This window comes from Bellilinea caldifistulae (genome assembly GCF_001306055.1).
Classification (GTDB): Bacteria; Chloroflexota; Anaerolineae; order Anaerolineales; family Anaerolineaceae; genus Bellilinea; species Bellilinea caldifistulae.
This window is the reverse complement of record NZ_LGHJ01000011.1, coordinates 299782-308578: the sequence shown is the minus strand read 5'-3', so window position 1 is coordinate 308578 and position 8797 is coordinate 299782. Positions and strand designations below refer to the sequence as shown.

Genomic DNA, 8797 nt, shown 5'->3' with positions numbered 1-8797 from the left:
CCCTAACAGACTGCACCACTTGGTGATTGCCGCGGTCAACGTCGTTTTCCCATGGTCAATGTGCCCCATGGTGCCTACGTTCAAATGCGGTTTCGTTCGCTCAAATTTTTGCTTCGCCATGTTTTTTCTCCTTGGCTCCTCTCTTAAATAACTAGAAGGGTCCTGGGAAAACCGGCATAAAGAGCCCTCAATGGGATTTGAACCCATGACCCCGCCCTTACCAAGGGCGTGCTCTACCGCCTGAGCTATGAGGGCTTGCCGTTCTCCAGAAACTCCCCTGGCTTGGGGATTTTCGGTCAGACGACCAGTGGGCAGTGAAGGATTCGAACCTCCGAAGGCGTGCGCCAGCTGATTTACAGTCAGCCCCCTTTGGCCACTTGGGTAACTGCCCATGCCCGAGCCGTTGCCGGCTCGCAAGTGAGGTTGTCTTTTCCAGATCAGCCTCACTCGCCAGCCCGCAACCTGAGCCGACGACGGGAATCGAACCCGTAACCTACCACTTACAAGGCGGTTGCTCTGCCGATTGAGCTACGTCGGCCTGAATTGTTAAGGGTCATAATAGCGCGCTAGATTATATCAGAGGGTTTTTAAGATGGCAAGGTTTACGCTGCTTTTCTAACCCATTTGCTCTCCCCAATCACGCTCCTACACCCGAATCTTACCACAATTTTGAAAGTTTTCACCGCTCTCTACCTTTTGCCGGTTTCCATGTATAATCAAAGCAGTGTAATGGAGGCTGCATGGAAATTACCTGGTATGGACATTCCTGCTTTCGCATCACGGAACGCAATCTGGCCAGCGTGGTGACCGACCCCTACGATCACCGCGCCGTGGGACACGAAGCGCTGAAACTCAAAGCCGATATCGTCACCATCAGCCACGCCGCGCCCGGCCACAACTACCTGAGCGGCGTCAAGGGTGAGCCATTCGTCATCAGCGGGCCTGGTGAGTTTGAAATCGGCGGCGTATTTATTACCGGTGTACAAACCAACGGCCACACGAAGAAAACGCAGGATGAACCGCGCAACACACTCTATTTGATTGACTACAACGGCATCAATGTTTTACATCTGGGTGCAATCAACCGCGTTCCCACCCAAACCGAGGTGGAAGCGCTTGGGCCGGTGCACATTGTGCTGGTGCCGGTGGGCGGTGGCAGTGGTCTGAATGCCGCCAAAGCCGCCGAAATCATCAGCCTGCTGGAGCCCAATCTGGTCATCCCGATGCACTACGCTACCCCCCAATCCACCATCAAACTGGAGCCGCTCAGCAAGTTCTTGAAAGAAATGGGCTTGACCGCGGTGTCCACCCAGCCTTCTCTCAAAGTCACTTCGGCAAACGCTCTGCCGGAAGAAACTCAGGTCATTGTGCTTGATCCGGTTGGTAATTGAGGAGAAAACCGTGGCTGTTAAATTGATCATGTCGTGGGATATTGCCCCCGAACGCGAACAGGAGTATTTTGAATTCGTGGTACGTGAGTTTATCCCCGGTGTTCAACGGCTGGGGTTTGAATTGAGCGATGCGTGGGCAACCGTTTACGGCTCACAGCCACAAATTCTGGTCGGGGCAGTTGTGCCTTCCCCGGCGCAGGCGCGCCAGATTCTCAACTCCGCCGAGTGGAAGAGCCTCAACAACCAACTGCAGGATTATGTCCGCAATTACCGGTACAAAATCGTCGAAGCCCGCAGCGGGTTCCAGTTCTGAGCTTGCTGAGCGCCTGCTGATCTGGTATCGCAACTACCGCCGTGTTTTACCATGGCGGGGGACAAACGACCCCTATGCGGTGTGGGTTTCGGAAATCATGCTTCAACAAACCCGCGTGGAAACGGTCATTCCCTACTACCGGCGCTGGATGGAGCAGTTTCCCACCCTTCAACATCTGGCACAGGCCGAGGAACAGCAGGTACTGAAAGCCTGGGAGGGGCTGGGTTATTACAGCCGGGCGCGCAGCCTGCATCGTGCTGCCCGTCTGGTGGTGGAAAAGTATCAGGGGCAGATTCCTGCCAGCACGAAAGAACTGATGCGCCTGCCGGGGGTTGGCCGTTATACCGCCGCCGCAGTGGCTTCGATTGCTTTTGGGCAGGACGAACCGGCGTTGGACGGAAACCTGCGGCGGGTGGCCGCCCGCTTGTTCAATGTCAGTCTGCCGGCTCGTTCGCCGGAGGGAGAGGCTCAAATTCTGGCTCATTTGCGCGCCCACCTTCCGCCCGGTCAAGCCGGTAATTTCAATCAGGCTTTGATGGACCTGGGCGCGATGATCTGCACGCCGCGCAAACCAGCCTGCGGCGATTGCCCGCTGGCGGAGTGGTGTCAGTCCAGGAGGTTGGGGGTTCAGGAAGAACGCCCCGTGCTGACCCGCCGCGCTGCACCCCCCTTGATTACGGTGACGGCAGCGGTCATCTGGCGGGATGGCAAAGTACTGCTCACCCGCCGCCCGGCCAACGGCTTGCTGGGCGGGTTGTGGGAATTCCCCGGCGGCAAGCAGGAAGACGGCGAAACTCTCGTCGAATGCCTGCGCCGCGAAATCCGCGAGGAGCTGGGGGTAGAAATTGAAATCGGTGAACCGTTGGGGGTCTATCGTCACGCTTACACCCACTTCAAAGTCACCCTGCACGCCTTCATCAGCCGCCTGCGGCACGGTGAACCCCAGCCGCATCAGGCGGACGATATGGCGTGGGCAGCGCTTGAAGAATTGAGTCGCTTCCCGATGGGTAAAATTGACCGTCAAATTGCCGCCGACCTGCTGAAAATCAGCCGTTCGCTCTTCCCGGCAGGCTGAAGCGCAGCTCTCCCCAAATAATCCATCCTTGCAAACCGCAGCGGAAGCGATCCTCAAACCGCCACCCCAAACCATAAGATTGGGCCGATTGGACAGCGGACATGCTGTTATAATTTACTTGATTTACAAAATTAGTCAATTATGAAGAGAGTTATCCCATGAAAAATAAACCCATTCTGCCGTGGGCGCTGGTGATTTTGCTCGGTCTGGCATTGATTTTCGTACTCATTCGCCAAAATCAACCTGCGGCGGTGTCGCAATTATCCACCTCCACCCCCACCGTTCCAATTCCTGTCCAGCCCTCCCCAGGCAGGAGCGTTTCTTCACCCGCCCAGACCACCACACCCGGCGGTGAAGAACTGCCCCCGACCCCCTCATCTCCACTACCTGCCCTCACCGCCACTAATCCGCCGCCGGCCGAAACGCCCTCAACCACGCCGACCACCCCCGCCATGACCGGTATTCAACCACTGGCTGCTCCGCCGATTCCCATCAACATCATTGACCATCGCGCCGCGGCGCTCTTCGATCAAATTCCGCCGGAATACCTGCGGGAAGCCGAAAAAATCCGCATGGTGTTCTTTGACCGGAGTGTGGGGTGGAACATCAGCAGCGGGCTGGATTGTCTGGCAGCCCCTTCCTGGGCAGCCAGTCCCTCTCATTGCCGGCGTTACTTCACCAGTCAGGTGGTCTGTGCAGCGCCATCGGATCAGGTCAAAACCTACACCAACCGCGATTCGGTTGTTCCTGCCGCCATTCGCTTTCCGGGCGGCAACGACCGCAGCAACATCGAATTTGTTCTCAGCGAAGGCGCTTACTGGTACGAGGAATTGCAGTACTTTCTCAATCAGGTACCCCAATACGCTGATCGTCAAATCATCACCTACGGGCATAATTACCTGCAAGTCACCAACGCGTCAGATATAGCCGATGTGTACTTTGACCCCAATTACGCGGGCCCGAATCTTTACGAACTGGCCGCGCTGGAAGAACAATACCCCGAAAAAACCTTCGTGTACTGGACGACTTCGCTGGCACGCAACATCGGCAGCGATGTTTCCCGCCGCTTTAACGATCAAATGCGAACATGGGCGCGCGCCAACAACCGCATCCTCTTCGATCTGGCCGACATTCTCAGTCACACCACCGATGGTCAGGCCTGCCTGAGCGATAGCGGAAATCCGGTCATTTGCTGCGAATACACCACCGAAAGCGAAGGCGGACATTTGGGGGCGGTTTCGGCCGGCAAATTACAGGCCGCCAAAGCCATGTGGGTGATGCTGGCCCAGCTGGCCGGATGGCAGCCCATTCAGCCGTAAACTTTTCAGGGTCATTACAACCCCCCAACAAAATTGAAAACCGCTGATTTTCAGCGGTTTTTTCTGCTACAATGGGGCAGGTCAAAATCCTTTACTTCATGGAGAATAATTATCAATGAAAATCAACCGTCTTGCGCCTTGGGGGATGGCGCTCATCCTTCTTGCCGCAGCGGTTTTTCCGCTGAATGTGCTGGCCGAGACCCAGCCGCCGGACGAAATCACGCCACAAGATGGCCCATATACTGTCTTTCTGCCGATGGTACGGCGCAGCAGCACAACTTCACCGACCCCCACCCCAAGCCCGACCATCATCCCCAACCCGCAGTTAGGTAATATCATTGATCACAACTCGATTCAACTTTTCGAGCAAATTCCCGATGAATACATTCAAAGGGCATCAAGAATCAGAAGTTTGTTTCGCCATGCATCAGTAGGCAGTAATATATGGGATGGAGTCAGATGTTTGGGTGATTACAAACAACAACTGAGCAATGGACAATGGGTAAGACCAAATTATTGCGATAGAGGATTAACTCCTCAAGAAATTTTTTATGACCAAAAATATGATTATCGTTCTTGGACATTTGAATTTCACTCTCCTCCTCCAGGGCAAAACCCCGGGTGGTGGAATAAGGTTAATTATTTTGTTCAGGCAGTAGACCAGCGTGCGGATCTTTATGATGTTATGTCCTTCAAATTTGGTTATGTGGATGCCGAAATCGGTAGCGATATTGATCAAGCATATTTTTCCCGGAATCCACTTGATCCTTACCCCGGTATAGAAGATATTGAAGCGCTAGCACAAAGACACCCGGATAAAATTATTGTCCACTGGACAATGGGATTGGCTGTTGCAATTGGAACACCCGACTCAACTTCATTCAACAATCAAATGAGAGAATACGCACGTCAAAACAATATTATGCTCATGGATATTGCTGACATCCTTTCCCACCGTCCAGATGGTAGCCCTTGCTTTGATAATCAAGGAAGAGGATTGCCGGCTCTTTGTACAGAATATACTGAAGAACTAAATGGAGGCCATCTAAATGCAAGAGGAGCTCAAAGAATGGCAAAAGCATATTGGGTCTTAATGGCTTACTTAGCCGGCTGGCAGGGCCCCTGATCTCTGACCCTTAACTTCATTCATTGAACGAGCCGTTCGTTCCCTGCTGCCCGCATCTCTCAAAATTTCCGGCAGCAGGGATTTTTGTTCCTTTCCGGGCGGTGATTTTGTGGTATATTTATCACAACTTCCGCCGTCAAAACGACCCCGCTCGTTGACCTTCGACCAGCCCAGACGCCAATCAGCCACCTGCTGTTGGCGCGGGTTTTTGATTTTACCTGATCCATGGAAGCCGAAACTCCCCTTTCCACCCAACCTTTAACCACTGAAATCCAGCGCCTTCACCAGCAGGCGCTCGACTTGCTGGACGCCGACCCCGTGCAGGGGTTGGAAATTCTCCAGCAGGTTTTTCAACTGGCGGGGAATCACCCAACCGCCGATCCCAACCTGCAGGCTGAACTGGCTGGCTGCACCATCACTCGCGGGCGGCTGCACTTGAAGAATGCGGCTTACACCGCCGCCCTTTCAGATTTTCAAACTGCCATGCAGGAATTTGAGCGGCTGGGTAAAAACTGCGAAAAAGCCCTCGCCCGGTCTTATTACGGCATTGGCTGCGCTCACATGGGGGATTTTGCCGACGCCCTCGAACATCTGTTTCAGGCCTTGAAAGAGGTGCAGGAATTGGGCGATCAGCTGCTGACGGCGGAGATTACCAACGATATCTGTTATACCTACGTCCTGCTGGGGCAGCCCGAGCTGGCCATCCCTCACCTGCACGAAGCCGTGCAAACCCTGCGGGCGTTGAATGAGCCCATGCGCCTTTCGTGGGCGCTGGACAGTCTGGCAATGGCATACCTGCATACCGGCGAACCACGCCGCGCCCTGGAATACGAAACCGAAGCCATCCAGATTGCCGAAAACATCCAGACCTGGCAGGATCAGGCGGTCTATCTCAATAATATCGGTGAAATCTACCTCGCCCAGGGGGATGACAGCGCTGCTCTCTCGGCTTACCAGCGCGCCCTCAGCGTTGCCCGCCGGCACAACCTCACCGCCGAAATAGCCATCACCCTGCTCAACCTCGGAAAACTCCATACCGAACGCGGCCACTACGATGCCGCCGAAAAAGACCTGAACGAAGCCCTCCTGCTGGCCCAGCAGACCCGCCGCCAGCCGCAGGTGATGGAAGCCTATCACGCACTGGCGGATTTGTACGAAAAAAGCGGAAAACCCGCCGCCGCCCTGGAAATGTACAAAAAGTACCACGCTGTTTTCCAGACCATTTACGATCAAGAAGCCGACCGGCGCATCAAGCACCTGCAGGTGCTTCATCAATTAGAAACCCTCCGGCGCGAAACAGAAGCTTTCCAAAAACAGGCGCTGGAACTCCAGCGTAAGGTCGAAGAACAGCAGCGCAATCAGGTCAAACTGGAAAAACTGGCGCGCACCGATTCGCTGACCCAAAGCCTCAACCGCCGCGCCCTATTCGATACCGGTCAGGCGGCCTTTCAGGAAGCCCGCAAAACCGGCCAGCCGTTGACCCTGATCATGTTCGATCTGGACAATTTCAAGGAAATCAACGACCATTACGGACATCTGGTCGGCGATCAGGTTCTCACGATTCTGGTGGAGCGCATCCGCCACCGGCTGCGAAGCAGCGATACCCTGGCCCGTTACGGCGGTGAGGAATTCACCATCATCATGCCGGGAATCACGCTGGAACAGGGTTTGCGCATGGCCGAACGGGTGCGCGGTGCGGTTGCCGAGTCGCCCATCCGCATCGGCGGCAACCGTCTGAATGTGACCATCAGTTTGGGGGTGGCCACGGCATCCCCTCCGCATTTTCCCCACACCTTCAAGGAATTGCTGCGCCGCGCCGATCAAGCCCTCTACGCCGCTAAAAACAGCGGGCGCAACTGCGTCAAAGCCTTTGAGGGCTAAAAACGCTTAGCGGGTCAGTTTTCGGTAGGTAATGCGGTGCGGCTGATCGGCAGCCATGCCCAGACGGGCGCGGCGGTCGGCCTCGTACTGGGTGTAGTTGCCATCGTAAAAGACCACCCGGCTGTCCCCTTCAAACGCCAGAATGTGGGTGGCAATCCGATCCAGAAACCAGCGGTCGTGGCTGACCACCAGCGCACATCCCCCAAAATTGAGCAGGGCCTCTTCCAGGGCGCGCAGGGTGTTCACATCCAGGTCATTGGTCGGCTCGTCCAGCAGCAGCAGGTTTGCGCCCTGTTTGAGCATCCGCGCCAGATGCACCCGATTGCGTTCGCCGCCGGAGAGCATCCCCACTTTTTTCTGCTGGTCCGCGCCGGTGAAGTTGAATCGCGCCACGTAGGCACGCGAGTTGACCTCACGCTCGCCCAGCCGGATGATTTCTTCCCCGTCGCTGATCATCTCCCACACCGTCCGCTGCGGGTCAAGCACATCGCGGGATTGATCCACATATGCCATCTGCACGGTTTCCCCAATCCGGAAGCTGCCCGCATCGGGCTGTTCCTGTCCGGTAATCATCCGCAGCAGGGTGGTTTTGCCGGCCCCATTCGGCCCGATGATACCGATAATTCCACCCGGCGGCAGGGAAAAACTCATGTCCTCGATCAGCAGGCGGTCGCCGTAGCCTTTGTAGACATGCTCGGCTTCAATGACCAGATTGCCCAGCCGCGGGCCCGGTGGTATGTAAATTTCCAGATCTCTGGCGGCTTTTTCACTTTCCTGACTGAGCAGCCGTTCATAAGCCTGAATACGGGCTTTGGATTTGGCGTGACGGGCGCGCGGTGCCATGCGAATCCACTCCAGCTCGCGCTCCAGCGTGCGGATGCGCTCGCTTTCCTGTTTTTCTTCCACCATCAAGCGGGTTTTCTTCTGTTCCAGCCAGCCGGAGTAATTCCCCTTGTAGGGAATGCCCCGTCCGCGATCCAGTTCCAGAATCCAGCCGGCGACATTATCCAAAAAATAGCGGTCGTGGGTGACGGCGATCACCGTGCCGGGGTATTCCTGCAAGTGGCGTTCCAGCCACGCCACTGTCTCGGCATCCAGGTGGTTGGTCGGCTCGTCCAGCAGCAGAATATCCGGTTTTTGCAACAGCAACCGGCACAGGGCCACCCGGCGGCGTTCGCCGCCGGAAAGCACCCTAACGGGAGTATCGCCGGGCGGACAGCGCAGGGCGTCCATTGCCATTTCCAGCCGGGCATCAATGTCCCACGCCCCCAGATGATCAATCCTTTCCTGCACCTCGCCCTGTTTCTCAATCAACGCGCTCATTTCTTCGTCGGTCAGTGGTTCGGCAAAGCGCTCGCTGATGCGGTTGAATTCGTCCAGCAGGCTCATGGCTTCCTGTACGCCTTCGGCAACAATCTCGCGCACCGTTTTATTCTCATCCAGCCGGGGTTCCTGCTCCAGATAACCGACCGTGTAGCCGGGTGCCAGCACGGTTTCGCCGTTGAAGTCCTTTTCCACCCCTGCCAGAATGCGTAGCAGGGTGCTTTTCCCAGAGCCATTCAAGCCGATCACCCCAATTTTGGCACCATAAAAATACGAGAGATAAATATCCTGCAGGACGGGTTTTTTATCGTAAAACTTGCTGACGCCGATCATCGAATAAATGATTTTGTTGGGTTCGTTTGTCATGGC

Annotated in this window: 8 protein-coding genes and 3 tRNA genes; 6 read left to right on the top strand and 5 right to left on the bottom strand. The window is 55.6% G+C overall.

The features are described 5' to 3' along the window. The 4 genes from AC812_RS18440 to AC812_RS05965 form a co-directional block, all read right to left on the bottom strand. The coding region (locus AC812_RS18440) for a GTP-binding protein (RefSeq protein ID WP_248842573.1) at window positions 1-120 on the bottom strand (120 nt) is incomplete at its 3' end. A gap of 62 nt (window positions 121-182) precedes the next feature. Further along, window positions 183-255, bottom strand: a tRNA-Thr gene (locus AC812_RS05975). A gap of 53 nt (window positions 256-308) precedes the next feature. Further along, window positions 309-391, bottom strand: a tRNA-Tyr gene (locus tag AC812_RS05970). Between the two features lie 74 nt (window positions 392-465). Then, window positions 466-538: transfer RNA gene (locus AC812_RS05965), tRNA-Thr, on the bottom strand. A 202-nt stretch (window positions 539-740) separates the two neighbouring features. Between AC812_RS05965 and AC812_RS05960 the strand changes: the two genes are divergently transcribed. The 6 genes from AC812_RS05960 (at window position 741) to AC812_RS05935 (ending at window position 7105) form a co-directional block, all read left to right on the top strand. Further along, on the top strand, window positions 741-1391 hold the full coding sequence (locus AC812_RS05960; protein WP_061912918.1) for an MBL fold metallo-hydrolase: 651 nt from the start codon (window positions 741-743) through the stop codon (window positions 1389-1391). A gap of 10 nt (window positions 1392-1401) precedes the next feature. Continuing rightward, complete coding sequence (locus AC812_RS05955) at window positions 1402-1704, top strand: hypothetical protein (protein WP_062158829.1); 303 nt, start codon at window positions 1402-1404, stop codon at window positions 1702-1704. Continuing rightward, entirely contained in the window at window positions 1649-2779 is a 1131-nt protein-coding gene (gene mutY / locus AC812_RS05950; protein ID WP_061912916.1) for an A/G-specific adenine glycosylase, read from the top strand. Before AC812_RS05955 ends, mutY begins: the two co-directional genes overlap by 56 nt. Window positions 2780-2937: 158 nt before the next feature. Continuing rightward, entirely contained in the window at window positions 2938-4098 is a 1161-nt protein-coding gene (locus tag AC812_RS05945) for a hypothetical protein (protein ID WP_061912915.1), read from the top strand. A 115-nt stretch (window positions 4099-4213) separates the two neighbouring features. Beyond that, window positions 4214-5224, top strand: coding sequence for an SGNH/GDSL hydrolase family protein (locus AC812_RS05940; protein ID WP_061912914.1), 1011 nt, complete (start codon window positions 4214-4216; stop codon window positions 5222-5224). Window positions 5225-5449: 225 nt separating this feature from the next. After that, entirely contained in the window at window positions 5450-7105 is a 1656-nt protein-coding gene (locus tag AC812_RS05935; RefSeq protein WP_061912913.1) for a tetratricopeptide repeat-containing diguanylate cyclase, read from the top strand. 6 nt (window positions 7106-7111) lie between these two features. Here the strand turns inward: AC812_RS05935 and ettA are convergent, their stop codons facing one another. Next, window positions 7112-8794: an energy-dependent translational throttle protein EttA gene (ettA, locus tag AC812_RS05930; protein ID WP_061912912.1), complete on the bottom strand. Its 1683-nt coding sequence runs from the start codon at window positions 8792-8794 to the stop codon at window positions 7112-7114. Window positions 8795-8797 lie beyond the last annotated feature (3 nt).

What these genes read in the sequence shown, in the direction of transcription:
- AC812_RS05960 (WP_061912918.1), top strand. Translation starts at nt 741, where the DNA reads ATGGAAATTACCTGGTATGGACATTCCTGCTTTCGCATCACGGAACGC.
- mutY (WP_061912916.1), top strand. Translation starts at nt 1,649, where the DNA reads ATGTCCGCAATTACCGGTACAAAATCGTCGAAGCCCGCAGCGGGTTCC.
- AC812_RS05945 (WP_061912915.1), top strand. Translation starts at nt 2,938, where the DNA reads ATGAAAAATAAACCCATTCTGCCGTGGGCGCTGGTGATTTTGCTCGGT.
- AC812_RS05940 (WP_061912914.1), top strand. Translation starts at nt 4,214, where the DNA reads ATGAAAATCAACCGTCTTGCGCCTTGGGGGATGGCGCTCATCCTTCTT.
- AC812_RS05935 (WP_061912913.1), top strand. Translation starts at nt 5,450, where the DNA reads ATGGAAGCCGAAACTCCCCTTTCCACCCAACCTTTAACCACTGAAATC.
- ettA (WP_061912912.1), bottom strand. Translation starts at nt 8,794, where the DNA reads ATGACAAACGAACCCAACAAAATCATTTATTCGATGATCGGCGTCAGC.